The 17,804-nt window shown below is 69.4% G+C and carries 19 protein-coding genes; 11 read left to right on the forward strand and 8 right to left on the reverse strand.

Features of this window, described 5'->3' with window-relative positions; genetic code table 11:
* Positions 1-3 precede the first annotated feature (3 nt).
* Genes JI746_RS06535 through JI746_RS06550 form a run of 4 tightly spaced genes read left to right on the forward strand, consistent with a single transcriptional unit; the run spans position 4 to position 3,278 of the window.
* The gene (locus JI746_RS06535) at positions 4-954 is read left to right on the forward strand and encodes a nitrilase-related carbon-nitrogen hydrolase (RefSeq protein WP_201687993.1); all 951 of its coding nucleotides are present in this window, start codon (positions 4-6) and stop codon (positions 952-954) included.
* A complete protein-coding gene (locus JI746_RS06540; RefSeq protein ID WP_201687994.1) occupies positions 951-1,886 on the forward strand; it encodes a ketopantoate reductase family protein in 936 nt (311 codons plus the stop codon). The genes JI746_RS06535 and JI746_RS06540 overlap by 4 nt, the downstream gene beginning before the upstream one ends.
* A gap of 10 nt (positions 1,887-1,896) precedes the next feature.
* Positions 1,897-2,871 (forward strand): Bug family tripartite tricarboxylate transporter substrate binding protein, encoded by a 975-nt coding sequence (locus JI746_RS06545; RefSeq protein ID WP_201687995.1) that lies wholly within the window; start codon positions 1,897-1,899, stop codon positions 2,869-2,871.
* 23 nt (positions 2,872-2,894) lie between these two features.
* On the forward strand, positions 2,895-3,278 hold the full coding sequence (locus JI746_RS06550) for a cupin domain-containing protein (protein ID WP_201687996.1): 384 nt from the start codon (positions 2,895-2,897) through the stop codon (positions 3,276-3,278).
* Positions 3,279-3,358: 80 nt separating this feature from the next.
* Here the strand turns inward: JI746_RS06550 and JI746_RS06555 are convergent, their stop codons facing one another.
* Positions 3,359-4,081: a ferredoxin--NADP reductase gene (locus JI746_RS06555; protein ID WP_201687997.1), complete on the reverse strand. Its 723-nt coding sequence runs from the start codon at positions 4,079-4,081 to the stop codon at positions 3,359-3,361.
* 246 nt (positions 4,082-4,327) lie between these two features.
* Between JI746_RS06555 and JI746_RS06560 the strand changes: the two genes are divergently transcribed.
* The 5 genes from JI746_RS06560 to JI746_RS06580 are packed head-to-tail and all read left to right on the forward strand — an operon-like array spanning position 4,328 to position 8,886.
* The gene (locus tag JI746_RS06560; protein ID WP_201687998.1) at positions 4,328-5,587 is read left to right on the forward strand and encodes an ABC transporter substrate-binding protein; all 1,260 of its coding nucleotides are present in this window, start codon (positions 4,328-4,330) and stop codon (positions 5,585-5,587) included.
* Positions 5,588-5,594: 7 nt separating this feature from the next.
* The gene (locus JI746_RS06565; protein ID WP_201687999.1) at positions 5,595-6,449 is read left to right on the forward strand and encodes a branched-chain amino acid ABC transporter permease; all 855 of its coding nucleotides are present in this window, start codon (positions 5,595-5,597) and stop codon (positions 6,447-6,449) included.
* Between the two features lie 7 nt (positions 6,450-6,456).
* Positions 6,457-7,437: a branched-chain amino acid ABC transporter permease gene (locus JI746_RS06570; RefSeq protein WP_201688000.1), complete on the forward strand. Its 981-nt coding sequence runs from the start codon at positions 6,457-6,459 to the stop codon at positions 7,435-7,437.
* A gap of 5 nt (positions 7,438-7,442) precedes the next feature.
* The gene (locus JI746_RS06575; protein WP_201688189.1) at positions 7,443-8,189 is read left to right on the forward strand and encodes an ABC transporter ATP-binding protein; all 747 of its coding nucleotides are present in this window, start codon (positions 7,443-7,445) and stop codon (positions 8,187-8,189) included.
* A complete protein-coding gene (locus tag JI746_RS06580; protein WP_201688001.1) occupies positions 8,179-8,886 on the forward strand; it encodes an ABC transporter ATP-binding protein in 708 nt (235 codons plus the stop codon). Before JI746_RS06575 ends, JI746_RS06580 begins: the two co-directional genes overlap by 11 nt.
* Here JI746_RS06580 and JI746_RS06585 read toward each other — a convergent pair.
* Both JI746_RS06585 and JI746_RS06590 read right to left on the reverse strand, forming a co-directional pair.
* Positions 8,879-9,499: a TetR/AcrR family transcriptional regulator gene (locus JI746_RS06585; protein ID WP_201688002.1), complete on the reverse strand. Its 621-nt coding sequence runs from the start codon at positions 9,497-9,499 to the stop codon at positions 8,879-8,881. The genes JI746_RS06580 and JI746_RS06585 overlap by 8 nt on opposite strands.
* Positions 9,500-9,565: 66 nt before the next feature.
* The gene (locus JI746_RS06590; protein WP_201688003.1) at positions 9,566-10,531 is read right to left on the reverse strand and encodes a recombination-associated protein RdgC; all 966 of its coding nucleotides are present in this window, start codon (positions 10,529-10,531) and stop codon (positions 9,566-9,568) included.
* A 131-nt stretch (positions 10,532-10,662) separates the two neighbouring features.
* Between JI746_RS06590 and JI746_RS06595 the strand changes: the two genes are divergently transcribed.
* On the forward strand, positions 10,663-12,093 hold the full coding sequence (locus tag JI746_RS06595) for an MFS transporter (RefSeq protein ID WP_201688004.1): 1,431 nt from the start codon (positions 10,663-10,665) through the stop codon (positions 12,091-12,093).
* A 116-nt stretch (positions 12,094-12,209) separates the two neighbouring features.
* Here the strand turns inward: JI746_RS06595 and JI746_RS06600 are convergent, their stop codons facing one another.
* Entirely contained in the window at positions 12,210-12,911 is a 702-nt protein-coding gene (locus JI746_RS06600) for a glutathione binding-like protein (protein WP_408004080.1), read from the reverse strand.
* 52 nt (positions 12,912-12,963) lie between these two features.
* On the opposite strand from JI746_RS06600, the gene JI746_RS06605 reads away from it, so the two are divergent.
* The gene (locus JI746_RS06605; RefSeq protein WP_201688006.1) at positions 12,964-13,656 is read left to right on the forward strand and encodes a hypothetical protein; all 693 of its coding nucleotides are present in this window, start codon (positions 12,964-12,966) and stop codon (positions 13,654-13,656) included.
* 166 nt (positions 13,657-13,822) lie between these two features.
* Here the strand turns inward: JI746_RS06605 and JI746_RS06610 are convergent, their stop codons facing one another.
* Genes JI746_RS06610 through JI746_RS06625 form a run of 4 tightly spaced genes read right to left on the reverse strand, consistent with a single transcriptional unit; the run spans position 13,823 to position 17,802 of the window.
* Positions 13,823-15,097 (reverse strand): acyl-CoA dehydrogenase family protein, encoded by a 1,275-nt coding sequence (locus JI746_RS06610; RefSeq protein ID WP_201688007.1) that lies wholly within the window; start codon positions 15,095-15,097, stop codon positions 13,823-13,825.
* A gap of 29 nt (positions 15,098-15,126) precedes the next feature.
* Positions 15,127-16,236, reverse strand: coding sequence for a phosphotransferase (locus JI746_RS06615; RefSeq protein WP_201688008.1), 1,110 nt, complete (start codon positions 16,234-16,236; stop codon positions 15,127-15,129).
* Between the two features lie 7 nt (positions 16,237-16,243).
* Positions 16,244-16,969 carry a Crp/Fnr family transcriptional regulator gene (locus JI746_RS06620; RefSeq protein ID WP_201688190.1) on the reverse strand — a complete coding sequence of 242 codons (726 nt, stop codon included), beginning with the start codon at positions 16,967-16,969 and terminating at the stop codon, positions 16,244-16,246.
* 53 nt (positions 16,970-17,022) lie between these two features.
* Positions 17,023-17,802, reverse strand: a complete 780-nt coding sequence (locus JI746_RS06625; RefSeq protein ID WP_201688009.1) for an oxepin-CoA hydrolase, alternative type — start codon at positions 17,800-17,802, stop codon at positions 17,023-17,025.
* Positions 17,803-17,804 lie beyond the last annotated feature (2 nt).

Consider the following 17,804-nt stretch of genomic DNA (forward strand, 5'->3'; position numbering starts at 1 on the left):
CCCATGAACCCACCCAGCTCCGTCAACCGGGTCGCCGTCGTGCAGGCCGCTCCGGTGGCCTACGACACGCCGGCCACATTGCAGAAACTGCGCAAGTTCACGGAGGAGGCCGCCGCCAAGGGCGCCAAGCTGGTGCTGTTCCCTGAAGCCTTCGTCGGCGGCTACCCGCGCGGACTGAGCTTCGGGGCCACCATCGGCAACCGGTCCGCGGAAGGCCGTGACCAGTACCGCAGGTACTGGGAAGCGGCGATCGACGTCCCCGGCGAGGATTGCGAGCGCATCGCGCAGACCGCGGCCCGCTTCGGCGTGTACCTGGTGGTGGGCGTCATCGAACGGGACGGCGGCACCCTCTATTGCACCGTCCTGTTCTTCGGTCCCGACGGCAGCTACCTGGGCAAGCACCGCAAGCTGATGCCCACGGGCAGCGAGCGGCTGGTGTGGGGCTTCGGTGACGGCTCCACGATGCCCGTGTTCGACACGCCGCTCGGCCGCATGGGTGCGGTGGTCTGCTGGGAGAACTACATGCCCCTGATGCGCGCCGCGCACTACGCCAAGGGGATCCAGATCTACCTGGCGCCGACGGCCGACGGCCGCGAGACCTGGCTCTCCACCATGCGCCACATCGCCATGGAGGGCCGCTGCTTCGTCCTCTCGTGCAACCAGTACGCGCTGCGCAGCGACTATCCGGGCGACTACGTTTCCGAGCTGGGCGAGGAGCCGGGCAAGGTGGCCTCGCGCGGTGGCAGCTGCATCGTCAACCCGCTGGGCCAGGTGCTCGCGGGACCCGATTTCGAGGGCGAGACCATCCTCACCGCGGACATCGACCTCGCCGACATCGCGCGCGGCAAGTTCGACTTCGACGCCGTGGGCCACTACGCGCGCCCGGACGTGTTCCAGCTGGTGGTGAACGACAAGCCCACGGCTGCCGTTGTTTTTGAAAGGGACAAGCAGTGAAGATCCTGATCCTCGGCGCCGGCGGCATCGGCGGCCTGTTCGGCGGACGGCTGGCGTTGGCGGGAGCGGACGTGACCTTCCTGGTGCGCGACAAGCGCAAGTCGCAGCTCGATGACGATGGCATCCGGGTGGAGAGCCAGTTCGGCAATTTCTGCGTGCCGGTGCACTCGGTGACCGCCCGCGAAGTGAAGCCGGAGTTCGACCTCGTGATCCTGACCTGCAAGGCCTATGACCTGCCGTCGGCGATCGAGAGCGTGCGCCCGGGGCTGGCGCCGGGTGCGGCGGTGCTGCCCTTCCTCAATGGCCTCGCCCATCTCGAGGTCCTGAACCAGGCCTTCGGCGCGGCCAACGTGCTGGGTGGAACCGCCCGGGTGCAGGTCACGATGACGCCCGACGGCGTGATCCGCCAGCTCAATGACTGGCAGACGCTCACCATCGGCGAACAGGACGGGCGCGTGTCCCCGCGGATCGAAGCCCTGAAGGCCGTCCTGGACCAGACCGGCGCCGAAGTGAAGGTTTCGCCGCAGATCCTGCGCGAGCTGTGGCTGAAGCTGGTGCATCTTTCCACCGTGGCAGGCATGACCTGCCTGATGCGGGCGAACATCGGCGAGATCGTGCGCACGCCGGAAGGCTCCGCCCTGCTGGTGAAGTTCTTCGAGCGCAACGCCGAGATCGCGGCCCACTTCGGCCACCGGCCGGACGACAAGTTCAGGAGCACGTACCTCGCGCTGTTCCGCCAGGCCGACGCGATGTACGAGGCGTCCATGCTGCGCGACCTGGAAAAGGGCGGCCGGATCGAGTCGGAGCAGATCCTCGGCGACATGCTGCGTCGCTGCCGCGAGGCAGGCCAGCCCGACGCGCTCCACCTGGCCGCGTACACCCACGTGAAAGCTTTCGAGCAGCGCCGGGATGCCGGTCGCCTGCCTCGCTGAGGAGAAGACCATGACCCTCTCCCGTCGCAGCGTCCTGGCGGCAGCAACGGTGCTCGCGTGCGGCGCCGGTGGCGCCTTCGCGCAGCCCTTTCCCGGCAAGCCGATCCGGCTGCTGGTCGGCTTTCCGCCCGGGGGCGGGGTCGACATCATCGCTCGCGCGATCAGCCAGCGCCTGGGCGAAAGACTCGGCCAGCCCGTGATCGTGGAGAACCGGCCCGGCGCCGGCGGGAACATCGCGGCGGAGATGGTCGCGCGCGCGGCGCCCGATGGCTCGACCCTGCTGGTGAGCGCGGTGAGCAGCCTGGCGATCAGCGCCAGCCTGTACAAGAACCCGCGCTACGACCTGCTGAAGGACTTCACGCCCGTCGCCGTGGTGGCCTCGGTGCCCAACGTGCTGGTGGTGAATCCGGCGGTGAAGGCGCGCAACGTCGCGGAGCTCATCGCGCTGGCGAAGGCGAACCCGGGCCGGATCAATTTCGGTTCCGCCGGCAACGGCACCACCGTGCACTTCGCGGGCGAACTCTTCAAGTCGATGGCCGACATCGACATCGTGCACGTGCCGTACAAGGGCGCGGCACCGGCGATGAGCGACCTGCTGGCGGGGCAGGTGCAGATCATGTTCGACTTCCTGTCGGCCGCCAATGCGCACATCAGGAGCGGAAAGCTGGTCGCCCTGGGGGTGACGGGCGCCAAGCGCTCGCCGCTGCTGCCGAACGTGCCCACCATCGCCGAAGCAGGGCTGCCCGGATACGAGGTGCTCGGAGCCTTCGGCGTCATGGCGCCGGCCGGCACGCCGCCGGAGATCGTGCAGCGGCTCAATCACGACATCCGCGACGTGGTGAAGCTGCCGGACGTGCGCGAGCGGCTCGTTTCGTCGGCCGCGACGCCGGAGTACGAGACGCCGGAGGAATTCGCGGCGACCCTGAAGGCCGAAGTGGCGAAGTGGGCGCGCATCGTCGCCCGGACCGGCGTCCAGCTGGATTGAGCCCCGCGGGCAGGAGCAAGCGCATGAGCGATCCCAACATCGGCCAGGAGCGGCCATCGAGCGACTTCGCGGTGTCGTCCCGCAAGATCGTGGCCGAAGGCAAGGACGTCCAGGTCAAGGAGTTCCTCCTGGGCCCGGGCGAGGAGGTGCCTTGGCATCACCACACCGAGGTGTTCGACGTGTTCTACTGCCTGGAAGGCCGGCTGCACGTGCAATGCGCCGAGGTGTGGAGCGGCGAGGCTCGGGCCACGGTCGAACTCGGGGTCGGCCAGTCGCTGAAGCTCGAGCCGGGGACCGCGCATCGGCCGTTCAATCCCTCTGCCCGCGAGCGCTGCCGCTTCCTGCTGGTGCAGGGCATCGGTGAGTACGACTGGATACGCTACGAGCCCAGGACCCGTAGCGACTGAAGCGCCGGCGCGGCGGCTCGCCTGTCCGGGGCGCTCGGGGCAGGCCTTCGGCCCGGGCCACCCGACCTCGGGCCGCTGCTTCAGTAGCCGTAGAACTCCTCGCTGCGGATGTCGTCGTCGTCGACGCCCACGCGTTCCAGGGTCTCCCGCAAGCCGGCGACCATGGCCGGCGGGCCTGCCACGTAGTAGACGGGATCGGGCAGCTCGGCGGCCACGCGTTTCAGGAGCGCTGCGTCGACCAGCCCCGTCTCGCCCATCCAGGGCAGGCGGGACTCCGCCATGCGCGTCATCGTCGCGACCAGGCTGAAATTCGGGTAGTCGCCTTCGAGCCGCTGCAATTCGGAGAGGAAGGCGCTGTCCTCGGGCCGCCGGTTCGAATACACCAGCACCAGGCGCCGCTGCAGGCGCTGGTGGGCGGCGTGCCGCAGCATGCTCATGAACGGCGTGATGCCGATGCCGCCGGCCACGAACACCGCGGCACGCTCGGCCTTGTTGTGCAGGGTCAGCGCGCCGAACGGCCCTTCGACCTGCGCCGGTGCACCGAGGGCGAGCCCCGCCAGGGCGTTCTTGAACGCGGAGTCCCGCCTGCGCGTGGCCACCACCAGTTCGCCCTCGTGCGGCGCGCTGACGATGGAAAAGGCGTGGCGTGCGCCTTCCGTGCCGGCGATCGCCGGATCCGGCAGGATGAGGTCGATGGCCTGCCCCGGCTTGAAGCTGAAGCCGGCAGGCTTGTCGAAGTGGAAGGCCATCGTGCCGTGGGCAACTTCCTCGCGGCGCTGCAGGCGGACTGTCTCGGAGGTCATGGTGCGGCTCCTGCGCCGCGGCGCGCGCGGCATGGGGGGTGGTTGCGCGAAGGGCGCTCCCGGTCATTGGATGCCGCGAACCCGGCAAACGTGACAAGCCCCTGCACGCCGCATGGCGGACGGCCGCGCAGGGCGTCTGCAGCTCGGCCGCACGGTGGCGTGAGGGCTGCCCCGGGAAAATCCCTGTATTGCCGCCGGGACGAAAACCGATTGAATGGCGACTCCATCGTGTCCAGGAGCCCCGCCATGCCTGCAGACCACGGCCTTTCCCCCTTCCTTCCTCCCCGCCGCGCGGCGCTCGCGCTGGCCGCCGCCTCGCTGGGCCTGCTGCTCGCCGCGCCGACGGCGCAGGCGCAGGGCAAGCCGATCCGCATCGGCGTGCCCACCGCCATGCAGCTGCAGGTCGGCCGCGACACCCAGGACGCGGTGAAGATGGCCATCGACGACATCAACGCCAAGGGCGGGGTGCTCGGGCGCAAGCTGGAGATGGTGGTCGCCGACGAAACGGAGAACCCCGAGACGGGCATCAGCGCGATCAAGAAGCTCACTGCCGACGAGAAGGTCGACGTGCTGATCGGCGGCTACACCAGCGGCGTCACGCTCGCGCAGCTGCCGCACATCTCCGCCGCCAAGACCATCTACCTGGGGGTCGGAGCCGCCTCGCCGTCGATCACGCAGAAGGTCAAGGCCGACTACGACAACTACAAGTACGTCTTCCGCGTCGGGCCGATCAATGCGGCCAACCAGGCACGCGAGCTCACCGGCTTCATCGCCAACTTCGTCAAGGGCGAACTCGGCATCAGCAAGATCGCCATCGTGGGCGAGAACGCCAAGTGGGTGCAGGACCTGGTGCCGGTGCTGAAGAAGGGCGCCGTCGATGCCGGCGCGGACATCCGCGCCACCGAGTTCTTCGACACCCAGACGGCCGACTTCTCGCCGCTGTTCTCCAAGGTCAAGGAATCCGGCGCGCAATACCTGGTGGTGGTCCTGTCGCATGCCTCCAGCGACACCTTCGCCAAGCAGTGGTACGACTCGCGCTTCCCCATGCCCTACGGCGGCATCGACGTCAAGAGCATGGACGGCGACTTCTGCGACCGCATCGGCGCCAAGTCGGTCGGGCAGATGGCCGCGAACTTCGCCGTGCGCGCGCCGCTCACGCCGCGCACCATCCCCTTCTTCGACGAGTTCAGGAAGCTGACCAACCGCTCGCCCGTCTACACCGCGTTCGGCGCCAACGACGCCGTCTACATCTACGCCGATGCGGTCAAGCGCGCCGGCGCGACCGATGCCGACAAGGTGATCAAGGAACTGGAGAAGACCAACCACGTCGGCATCCCCGGTGTGATCCAGTTCGACGAGATGCACGACGTCAAGCCCGGCACGCCGACGTACAAGGGACCGTCCTTCCTGCTGGCGCAGTGGCGCGACGGCTGCAAGCGCGAGGTCGTCTACCCGAAGACGCAGCGCACCGCCGACTTCAAGTTCCCGAGCTGGATCAAGAAGTAGGGCCAGGGTGCTCGAAATCCTGATCGTGGGGGCGGTGAGCAGCGCGATCTACGCGATGCTCGCCGTCGGCTTCACGCTGATCTTCGGCGTGGCGCGCGTGCTCAATCTCGCGCACGGCTCCTTCTACGCGCTGGGCGCCTACGGCGCCTACTTCCTCACCTCCTCGCTGAAGTGGCCGCTGCTGCCGGCGGCGCTGGTCTCGATCGCGCTCGTGGCCTCGTTCGGCGTGCTCGTGGAGCGCGTCTTCGTGCGTCCGATGCGCAGCTCGCAGCTGGCGGTGCTGATGATCACGCTGGCGGTGGCGCTGGTGGTCGAACAGGCGCTGTTCCTCACCTTCGGCTCCGAGTACCGCAACGTGCCGTCCTTCGTCGATGCGAAGGTCACCCTCGGCGGCGTCGACGTCGCGGGCTCGCGCCTGCTGGCGCTGGGCGTGAGCACGGTGCTGATCGCGGCGCTGTGGCTGTTCATCCAGCACACCCGGCTCGGCTCGGCCATCCTGGCCATCTCGCAGGATGCCCAGGCGGCGCAGTACGTCGGGATCCCCAGCGACCGCATCTTCTCGGTGGTGATGGGCATCTCGGCCGGGCTGGCCGCGGCGGCCGGCATCCTCGCCGGGCCTTTCCTCAGCGTGCAGCCCACGATGTGGCTGCTGCCGATCGTGAAGGCCTTCGCCATCGTGGTGGTGGGCGGGCTCGGCTCGATCCCGGGCAGCATCATCGCGGCGCTCATGCTGGGTTATGCGGAAACGATCGTGGCCTACGCCGCCTCCACCTCGTGGACCGAGATCGTCTCGGTGCTCGCCACGCTGCTGATGCTGGTCGTGCGGCCGGCGGGGATCTTCGGCCGGCGCGCCGCCTTCTGAGGGGACCATGCTGCGCCACCGCCTCGACCTCACCGCCGCCGCCGGCCTCGTCGGCGTCATGGCGTTGCTGCCGCTCGTCTTTCCCAGCAACTACCTGATCGGCGTGCTCACCGTCAGCGCGATCTACGGCATCTGGGCGGTGAGCTGGGACTTCATGTCCGGGCTGACGGGCCGCGAGAATTTCGGCCACAGCCTGTTCATCGGCGTCGGCGCGTACACGGCGGGCTTCCTCAACACGGGCTTCGGTGCCAGCCCGTGGTGGAGCCTGCCGGCCGCCATGGGGGTGGCGGTCCTGTTCGCGCTGCTGATCGGCCTGCCGACGCTGCGCCTGAAGGGTCCGTATTTCGCCCTGGCCATGCTCTCCGGCGCGGTGATCATGCAGCGGCTGATGCTGATCTTCTGGGAACACACCGGCGGCGAGGAGGGCATCAACGGGCTGGCGCCGCTGATCCGCTCGCAGCTCGGGTTCTACTACTTCGTGCTGGGCACGCTGGTGCTGATCACGGCGGTGCTGCTGGTGCTCGCCCGATCGCACTGGGGGCTGATCCTGCGCGCGATCCGCGGCGACGAGGCCACCTGCCAGGCCGCCGGCATCAACGTCACGTTCTACAAGATCGCCTCGCTGGTGATCAGCGCCGCGTTCGCCGGCGCCGGCGGGGCGATGTACGCGCACTACCAGCTGCAGGTCAGCCCGCAGCTGTTCGCGGTGGTCACCTCCATCACGATCATCACCATGGTCTACGTGGGCGGCATGGGCACGATCTACGGGCCGGTGGGCGGCGCCGTGCTGCTGGTGCTGATGACGGAGCTGCTGCGCCGCTTCGGCGAATGGCGGCTGATGGTCTACAGCTGCGTCCTGATCGCGATCCTGTTCTTCCTGCCCAAGGGGCTGGTGGCGCCGCTGTGGACGCGCCTGCGCGCCGCCCTGAAGCGCGGGCGCAAGCAGCCCCTGGTGCCCGTGACGGACGGCCTGGAGCAGCAGGCATGACGGCGCTGCTCGAAGTCGCGAACCTGAACAAGCATTTCGGCGGGCTGCACGCCTTGCGCGACTTCGCCTGCACCGTGCAGCGCGGGGAGATCGTCGGCATCCTCGGTCCCAACGGCGCCGGCAAGACGACGCTCTACAACCTGCTCACCGGCTTCATCCCGCCCGATCCGGGCGCGCGCATCGTGTTCGAGGGCCACAGCCTGCTGCGCCTGCCGCCGCACCGCATCGCCGCCCGGGGCATCTCGCGCACCTTCCAGCTGTGCCGGCCGTTCACCGGCCTGACGGTGCTGGAAAACGTGGTCGTCGGCGCCCTCGGCGCGCAGCGCGAACCCCGCGCCGACCTGCGTGCGCGCGGCCGCGAACTGCTGCAGCGCGTGGGCCTGGCCGGGCGCGAGGACGTGCCGGTGGACGTGCTGTCCTATGGCGACCAGCGCCGGCTCGAAATCGCACGGGCCCTCGCCGCGCGGCCCCGCCTGCTGCTGCTGGACGAACCCTTCGCCGGCCTCGGCAGCGGCGAGATGGCCGAGCTCTCGGCGCTGATCCGGCAGGTGCACGCGCAGGAGGGCCTGACGGTGGTGCTGATCGAGCACAAGCTGCGCGAGTTCATGAGCCTGGTGCAGCGCGTCGTCGCCCTCGATTTCGGGGCCGTGATCGCGCAAGGCGCGCCCGAGGAGATCGTGCGCAACCCCGCCGTGATCGAGGCCTACATCGGCCGCGACGCGCACGCGCCGGAAGCCGCCCATGCTGCTTGAGGTGCGCCGGCTCTCGGTGGCCTACGGCAAGGCGGTGGCGCTGGAGAACGTCTCGCTGGACGTCGCGCCGGGCGAGTTCGTCGCCGTGCTGGGCCCGAACGGTGCCGGCAAGAGCACCTTGCTCAAGGCGATCTCGCGCGCGCAGCCTTCCTCGGGCACGCTGTCCTTCCGCGGCGAATCGCTGCAGGCCTTGCCGGCCCACGCCGTGGTCGGCAAGGGCATCTGCCACTGCCCGGAAGGGCGGCGCCTGTTCCCGGAACTCACGGTGCTGAAGAACCTGATGCTCGGCGCCTACCTGCGCAGCGACCGCGCACAGGTCGAAGCGGATCTCGAACAGGTCTATCGCCTCTTTCCCGTGCTCGAGGAGCGCGGCGCGCAGGTGGTCAGCACGCTGTCCGGCGGGCAGCAGCAGATGGTCGCCATCGGCCGGGCGCTGATGGGGCGGCCCGCGCTGCTGCTGCTCGACGAGCCTTCGGTGGGCATCGCGCACCGCCTCAAGCTGGAGATCTTCGACGCCATCAAGCGCATCCAGGCCGCCGGCACCGCGATCCTGATGGCGGAACAGGACGCGCAGTCGGCCCTGCGCGTGGCCGACCGCGTCTACGTGCTGGAGCACGGGCAGGTGGGGCGCTGCGGCAGCAGCGCGGAGCTGGGCGCCGACGACTACATCCGGCAGGCGTACCTGGGCGTCAACTAGCCGCGGCGGGGAGCGGCTGGCGGCGCAGTCGTCCGGCGGTGAGCCGGGCGCCCAAATCCGCAGCGTTCAGGAGCTGCGCAAGCAGCGCCTTGGTGCGGCGCGAATGCGGCGATGCGTCGAACAGCCAGTGCGCAACGACGGTGAGGAAGATCGTGGTCAGCACGGTCTCGGCGAGTTCGCGCCGCCAGCCGACTTCCGGCAGCATCGCCACTTCGCGGATCCACTGCACCGTGTCGCTGGTGCGCATGATGCCGCGCGCCTGCAGGTGCATGTGCTCCGGCTGCAGCTTGTAGCCCAGCATCTCGCGGGTGAGCTCCCGATGCGGAGCGAGGGCGTCCAGCCAGGTCGTGTACGCCTGCTGCAGGCGTTCGCGCTGCGGCAGCTCCCGCCAGCCGGGCACCTGCGGCAGCTGCAGCAGGGCGGCATCGGCGACGTCGAGCCAGGCCTCGGCGAGCGCGTCCTTGTTGGGGAAGTGGCGATGGATCTCGGCCAGGGGCACGCCCATCTCGCGCGCGATCTCGAACAGGTGGATCGCATCCCAGCTGCTCTGGCGGGCCAGGTGCAAAGCCACCTCGAGGATGGCGCTCCTGGCGACTTGCGGTTCCGATTGCATGGCGGCACCTCCCGCGGCAATGCTGCCACAGGAGATGTCGCTGCGCTCGCGAACCCGGGGTCGCCGCTAGGCTGCGAGCGCGAGTTCGGCGACGGGCGCCGCGCCGGGCGACAGTTCCCCGCCCAGCGCTTCCAGCAGGTCGGGAATCAGGGCCGACAGCTCGCCCGTGAGGATGGCGGCGTTGGTGTCGAAGCCTTCATCGTCCTTGCCCTTGGTGTCGTCGGCTTCCTTCACGACGACGTCCAGCATCTTGAGCTTGCGCAGCTGCCCGGCGTCGCTCAGCACGAAGGAGACGCGATCGTTCCAGGTCAGCGCGAGCTGGGTGGGCATCTTGCCGGCGGCTATGTGCTCGGCGACCTCGTCGATGTCCAGCGTGTGGCGCGAATAGCGCACGGTGGACTTCTGCTCGTCGGGCGCCTTCAACTCGCAGTCGCGGTCGACGGTGAAGCGCCAGGGCGCCTCGCGCGTGACCAGCCAGTGCGACATCGAGGCGGCCGGCGAGGTCTGCGTCTGCACCAGTTGCAGGTCGAGTGCGGGCCCGGCACCCGGCACCTCGAGCAGCGCCGCCAGCAGGGAGGAGACGATGCGGTCGGCGGCGGCCAGGCTGCCGGCGTCCACCACCAGCAGCCTCTCGCGCGGATCCAGCCACAGCAGGGTGGTGCTGCGCTTGCTGAAGGCGCGCGGCAGCAGGTCCAGCAGGACCTCCTCCTTGAAATCCTTCTTCAGCCTGGCCGGCACGCGCTCGTTGCCGGTTTCGAGCTTGTAGCGCTCGATCTTCTCCTCCACCGCGGCCTTGATGGCGGAGGAGGGCACCGCGCGCTTCTCGGTGCATTGCTTGAGGATCAGGTGGCCGGCGACGCTTTCGGCCATCACCTTGCTCTTGTTGCCGCGCGGCGGCACCCAGCCGGTGGATTCCGGCTGGGTGGGGCCGCAGGGGACGAAACGGGATTTCTGCAGGACGCGCTCGAGGGCGGCGAGGTCGGGCAGGACGAAGTCCTCCGCGACGCGGAAGAAACAGGCGTTCTTGAACATCAGGAGTCGAAAAGGTCGCCAGGCAAAGCGCCGGATTGTAGGCTGGCGGTGAGCCGCGCCAGCGCGCGAACCCCAGCGGTGCAGCCCCGGCACCACGGTCCCGTGCAATGCCCTTCCCCATGAACGTTTGCATGCCAACGGCTAGACTCCCGCCAGTGCAGAAGAAGTACGAAGAGGGGACGTCCGTCCTCCCCGACGGCCTGCCGGTGCCCGAACGCTATTGGGCCATGGCCGCCATCCTCCTGGGCATCGCGCTGTCGGTGCTCGATGCCACCCTCGTGAACCTGGCGTTGCCGGACATCACCCGGCATTTCGGCGCCTCGCCGGCCGCGTCGGTGTGGGTGGTCAACGCCTACCAGCTCGCCACGCTGGGCCTGCTGCTGCCCTGCGCCAAGCTGGGCGAGCGCGTGGGCTACCGCGCCGTGTACCTGGTGGGACTGGCCGTGTTCACCGCCGCCTCCCTGGGCTGCGTGGTGGCGCCCTCGCTGCCGCTGCTGGCCGGCGCGCGCGCGGTGCAAGGCTTCGGCGCGGCCGGCATGATGGCCGTCAACGCGGCACTGGTGCGACTGACGTATCCCGGCGCCGTGCTGGGGCGCGCGCTGGCGCTCAATTCCGTGGTGGTCGCGACCTCCTCGGTCGCCGGGCCGAGCATCGCGGCGCTGGTGCTCTCGGTGGCCTCGTGGCCGTGGCTGTTCGTGATCCAGGTGCCGCTCGGGGTCGTGCTGCTGTGGATCGGACGGCGCGCCTTGCCGCACAACCCGCCGCGTGTCGGCGGGCAGCCGCTGCGCGCCATCGAGGTCGCGCTCAACATCGCGATGTTCTCGCTGGTGTTCCTGGGTGCCGACGCCTTCGGCGCCCGCCGCGGCGGCGCCCCCGACGCCAGGATGCTCGCAACCGGTGCCGGCCTGCTGGCGCTCGGCCTCGCCGTCGCCTGGGTGTACGTGCGCGGGCAGCGGCGGCAGGCCGCACCGCTGTTTCCGGTGGACCTGCTGCGCATCCCGGTGTTCGCGCTGTCGATGTGCACGTCGGTGACCGCATTCGCGGCGCAGACGCTCGCCTTCATCGCCTTGCCCTTCCTGCTGTTGCAGGGCCAGGGGCGCAGCCACCTCGCCGCCGGCCTGATGATCACGGCGTGGCCGGCGGCCGTGGTCGTGATGGCACCGATCGCCGGCCGGCTGGTCGGGCGCCATCCGGCCGGCGTGCTGGGTGGCATCGGGCAGGGCGTGCTGTCGCTCGGGCTGCTGTGCCTGGCGCTGCTGCCGGCGCGCCCGGCGGACTGGCAGATGGCCTTGCCGCTGGTCCTCTGCGGCGCCGGCTTCGGGCTGTTCCAGTCGCCCAACAACCACACCATCGTGACCAGCGCCCCGCTGCCGCGGGCCGGCGCCGCCAGCGGCATGCTGGGGACGGCGCGGCTCACCGGGCAGTCGCTGGGCGCCGTCATGCTGGGGCTGATCTTCAGCGTGGTGGGCGTGGAGGGCGGCGGGCCGGCGATCGCGCTGGGGCTGGCGTCAGCGCTGGCGGCGGCGTCGGCGACGTTCAGTCTGTGCCGCTTGCGGGCTTGATGCGGGTGCGGGCGTAGGCTGGCGGTGAGCCGCGCCAGCGCGCGAACCCCAGCAATGCGCGAAGCGCCGGGGTTCCGTCGCGTTCGCGCGTCCCCCCCGGCCTGCGAGGACCATCCTCACCGCCGCTGGTACTGCGCCGCCCCGAACAAGATCTCGCGCGCCTTCGCATCCTCGGTGATCGGCTTGCGCAGTTCCGCCAGCACCTTCACGCCGCGCTGCACCGCCGGGCGCTGCGCGATCGTGTCGAACCAGCGCTGCAGGTGCGGATAGTCCTCCAGCTGCACGCCCTGGTTCTGCCAGCTGCGCAGCCACGGAAAGGTCGCGATGTCGGCGATCGAGTACTCGGCCCCACCGAGCCACTCGCTTTGCGCCAGGCGCTTGTCGATCACGCCGTACAGGCGCTTCGCCTCGTTGGTGTAGCGGTCGATGGCGTAGGCAATCTTCTCGGGCGCGTAGATGCGGAAGTGGTGGCACTGCCCCAGCATCGGCCCGACGCCGCCCATCTGGAACATCAGCCACTGCAGCACCTCGTACTTCGCGCGGTCGCCGGCGGGCAGGAAGCGCCCGGTCTTGGCCGCCAGGTACACCAGGATGGCGCCCGATTCGAACACCGGGATCGGCTCGCCGTCGGGCCCGTCCGGATCGACGATCGCGGGGATCTTGTTGTTCGGGCTGATGGCAAGGAAGTCGGGCCTGAACTGCTCGCCGGCGCCGATGTTCACCGGGATCGCCTCGTAGGGCAGGCCGCACTCCTCCAGCATGATGTGCACCTTGTGGCCGTTCGGCGTGGGCCAGGAATGGACGGCAATCGTCGACACGCAGGGACCTCCTGTTTCTCTATGATGAGGCAACTTCAGGGCAAACCGGCGCATGTTCGACCGCATCCGGAAAGTCTTCCAGCGCGGGACCACGCAAGGCGATGGCGGGCCGGGGTCCTCGCTGTCGCCCAACGGACCGGTGTCCGAATGGGCGGCCTCGCGCGGCCTGAGCTTTTCGATGGGGCCGCTGGGCCACACGGCGTCCATGCACGGCAAGGTCGGAGGCCACGCCTGGCGGATGGAACTGGGCAAGCCCACGCGCGACTACATCCACGGGGAGGAATTGCGCGCCCGCGCCGAACTCGGCGTGTTCGACGACGTCGGCGCGCTGATCATCAGCCGCCCGCTGAAGGACGCCCTGGAGCGGCGCGCCTACAGCATGATCACCGACACGCTGCAGACCACGGCCGATCCGCGCCTGCCGGAGGAAATGCGCTGGCTGGCGATGTACGACGAGATCGGCTGGGAGGGCGTGCCGCAGGCGTTCTGGAGGCGCTACGCCGTGCTGTCCGACCGGCGCGAACATGCGCTCGCTTGGGTCGACAACGCGCTGGTCGAGCTGCTTCTCGGTGCGCCCACGCCGCCGCCGGGCGTGCAGCAGCCCTTCATGCTCGTGCTGATGCGCGGCAAGTGCTATCTGCGCATGCAGTACCAGCCGGCGGTCACGAGCACGCTGGATCACGCCAGCACGGTGTTCATCGCGGCCTGCGAAAGCGCGCTGGGGGCGTTCGGGACGCGGCGCTGATCAGCACCGGGCGGACACGAAGCAATTCGAACGCAGAAACCGCAAAAGGAAGACGAAAGCCGCAGAAAACATCCGGTTCGATGGATGTCCTTCTGCGGCTTCTGCGTCACTTCTGCGGCTTCTGCGTTCTACCTGCGGGAACAGCCACCGGTTCTCGATGACGAGATCACGAACCCCTGGTCACCGGTGCCGGCGCGTCGCGGCCGCCGCTGCCGTACTTGCCCAGCTCCCACTTGGCGATGGCGTTGCGGTGCACTTCGTCCGGGCCGTCGGCGAAGCGCAGCGTGCGCGCGTGCGCATAGGCCTGCGCCAGCGGGAAGGCGCCCGAGACGCCGCCGCCGCCATGGGCCTGGATCGCCCAGTCGATCACCTGGCAGGCCATGTTGGGCGCTACCACCTTGATCATCGCGATCTCGGTGCGGGCGACCTTGTTGCCGGCCATGTCCATGATCCACGCGGCCTTGAGCGTGAGCAGGCGCGCCATGTCGATCTTGCAGCGCGCCTCCGCGATGCGTTCCTGCGTGACGGTCTGCTGCGCCACCGGCTTGCCGAACGCGACGCGCTCCAGCGAGCGGCGGCACATCAGCTCCAGCGCGCGCTCGGCCAGCCCGATCAGGCGCATGCAGTGGTGGATGCGCCCCGGGCCCAGGCGCCCCTGCGCGATCTCGAAGCCGCGGCCTTCGCCCAGCAGGATGTTTCCGGCCGGCACCCTCACGTTCTCGAAGTACATCTCCGCGTGGCCGTGCGGGGCGTCGTCGTAGCCGAACACGTCGAGCGGCCGCACGATGCGGATGCCGGGCGTGTCCGCCGGCACCACGATCATGCTCTGCTGCGAATGGCGCGGCGCCTCCGGGTCGGTCTTGCCCATCGTGATGTAGACCTTGCAGCGCGGATCCGGCGCGCCGGAGATCCACCACTTGTGGCCGTTGATCACGTAGTCGTCGCCCTGGCGCTCGATGCGGGTCTGGATGTTGGTGGCGTCGGACGAGGCGACTTCCGGCTCGGTCATCGCGAAGGCCGAGCGGATCTCGCCTTCCAGCAGCGGCTTCAGCCACCGCGCCTTGATCTCCTCGGAGCCGTAGCGCGCCAGCGTCTCCATGTTGCCGGTGTCGGGCGCCGAGCAGTTGAAGACCTCCGACGACCACGGCACGCGGCCCATGATCTCCGCCATCGGCGCGTATTCGAGGTTCGTCAGGCCGGCGCCTTCGTAGCCGGATTTCTGCGCGCTGTCGACGGGCAGGAACAGGTTCCACAGGCCGGCGGCGCGCGCCTTCGGCTTGAGCTCCTCGATGATCGGGATCGGCGTCCAGCGCTTGCCGGCATCGGTGTTGGCCTGCAGCTGCTTCTTGTACGTGCCCTCGTTCGGGTACACGTGGTCGTCCATGAACTTCTGCAGGCGGGCCTGGAGTTCCTTGGTCTTGGCAGAGTAGTCGAAGTCCATGGTGGATGCAGTTCCTCGTGGTTGGAGAGTCAGGCCCGCTGCGCGAAGCTCCAGGCCAGTTCCGCCATCGGCCGCGCGGACTTGCCGGAAGCCACCGCCTGCTGGCTAGAGGCGGTGCCGGCCTCCACGCGCTTGGCGATGCCCTGCAGGATGGCGGCGATGCGGAACATGTTGTAGGCCATGTAGAAGTTCCAGTCGGCCTTCAGGTCGGCGACGGTCGACAGGCCCGTGCGATCGCAGTAGCGGCGGATGTAGTCGTCCTCGCTCGGGATGCCCAGCGCGGCGTGGTCGAGCCCGCCGATGCCGCGGAACGAGCCGTGTGGGACGTGCCAGGCCATGCAGTGGTAGCTGAAGTCCGCCAGCGGATGGCCCAGCGTGGAAAGCTCCCAGTCGAGCACCGCCACGGCGCGTGGCTCGGTCTCGTGGAACATCAGGTTGTCCAGCCGGTAGTCGCCGTGCACGATCGAGACCTTGCCTTCGTCGCGCGCCGCCGGCGGGATGTGCGCCGGCAGCCATTCGAGCAGCCGTTCCATCTCCGGGATCGGCTGGCTCATGGGCCCGGCGCCATCGGTCGAGGCCTTGTACTGCTTGCTCCAGCGGCCGATCTGGCGCTCGAAGTAGTTGCCCGGCTTGCCGTAGCCCGCCAGGCCGCGTTCCGCGAATTTCACCGTGTGCAGCGCCGCGATCACGCGGTTCATCTCGTCGTAGATGCGGGCGCGCTCGGCCGGCGCGATGCCGGGGAGGGCCTGGTCCCACAGCACGCGGCCCTGCATGAACTCCATGATGTAGAAGGCGCGGCCGATCACCGACTCGTCCTCGCACAGCACGTGCATCCGCGGCACCGGGACATCGGTGCCGGCGAGCCCGCGCATGACGGCGAACTCGCGCTCCACCGCGTGCGCCGAGGGCAGCAGCTTGGCGACCGGCCCCGGCTTGGAGCGCATCACGTAGCTGCGCTGCGGCGTCACCAGCTTGTACGTCGGGTTGGACTGCCCACCCTTGAACATCTCCACCGACAGCGGACCGCGGAAGCCTTCGAGGTTGCGCTCCAGCCAGGCGGTGAGCGCATCGACGTCGAAGGCGTGGCGCTCGGACACCGGCCGGGTGCCGACGAAATGCTCGTAGTTCTGCTCGCTCATGGGGCGGTCACTTCTCGTTGTCGGCTTCGACGATGCGCAGCAGGCTTTCGCGATTGCGCACCACCAGGCCGCCCGGTTCGATGCGGATCACGTCTTCGCGTTCCATCTGCTTGAGCTCCTGGTTGACGCGCTGGCGCGAGGCGCCCAGCAGCTGCGCGAGTTCCTCCTGCGCGAGCTGCAGGCCGATGCGCACCTCGCGGCCATCGGCCAGCGAGGGCACGCCGTAGCTGCGCACCAGGTGCGCCAGCTGCTTGGCCAGGCGCGCCCGCAGCGGCAGCGTGTTGAGGTCCTCCACCAGCCCGAACAGCTGGCGGATGCGGCGGGCCTGCAGCCGCAGCAGGGCCTCGTACAGCTCCACGTGCTGCGACAGGATCTTCTGCAGGTCCGCCCGCGAGACGAGCAGCATGGTGGTGTCGCCGTGCGCGTAGGCATCGTGGGTGCGGCGCTCGCCGTCGAAGATGGCGACGTCACCGAACCAGATCCCCGGTTCCACATAGGTCAGGGTGACCTGCCTGCCGGTGATGGAGGTCGAGCTCACGCGCACCGCGCCGCGCGCCACCGCGCTCCAGAACTCGGCCGGGTCGCCGCGGGCGCAGATCAGTTCGCCGTCCTTGTAGCGTTTGACGAAGGCGCATCGGAGGATGTCGTGGCGCAGCGATGGGGAAAGGGAGGAGAACCAGCGGCCGTTGTTGATGGCGGCGCGCTCCTCGATGGTAAGAATGGGGTCGTCCATGGTCTGTCTTGTGAGCGACTGCCGGGCCTCCTGCGTCGCATCGGGGGCCGCGCTCATTCGTAGTCCGGCTTCTGCTTGGCCAGGAAGGCGCCGATGCCGATCCCGCCGTTGGCGTGGTGCAGGTTGCGCACGAAGTGCTCGCGCTCCGCGGCTAGGTGGCGGGCCAGGGGGGTGTCGCCCGCGTCGTTGACCAGCTCCTTGATGCTGGCGATCGCATTGGGCGCACGCTCGTTGAGCCTTGCGGCGAATTCCAGGGCCTCCTGCAGCGCCGCGCCGGGAGCGCTGACGCGGTTGACCATGCCGAACTGCTGCAGGCGCAGCGGACCGATGCGCTCGCCGCACATCAGCAGCTCGTTGACGGCCTGCCGCGGCAAGGCCTGCGCGAGGCTCCAGGTGCCGCCGCCATCCGGCGACAGCGCGACGCTGCTGTAGGCCATCACGAACACGGCGTCCTCCGCCGCCACGATGAAGTCGCAGGCCAGCGCCAGCGAGAAGCCCGCGCCCGCGGCGGCGCCTTCGACCGCGGCGATCACCGGCTTGGGAAAGGTGCGGATCGCCTCGATCCAGCCGTGCAGGCCGTCGATGGATTGCGCCTGCACCGCGGGCGGCTGCTCGCGATTGGCCAGCAGGCGCTGCAGGTTGCCGCCGGCGCAGAAGGTGTTGCCGGCGCCGGTGATGACGACGCTGCGCACCTCGGGGTTGCTGTCCGCCGCGTTGAGCGCCTCGACGCCGGCCGCGTAGATCTCCGGCCCCAGCGCGTTGCGCAGTTCCGGATTGCTGATGGTCAGGACCATGGTGCGGCCCTGGCTGGCGCTTTTCAGTTCCGCGGGCATGG

The sequence above is a fragment of the Ramlibacter alkalitolerans genome, assembly GCF_016722765.1.
In the GTDB taxonomy this organism is placed as follows: Bacteria; Pseudomonadota; Gammaproteobacteria; order Burkholderiales; family Burkholderiaceae_C; genus Ramlibacter; species Ramlibacter alkalitolerans.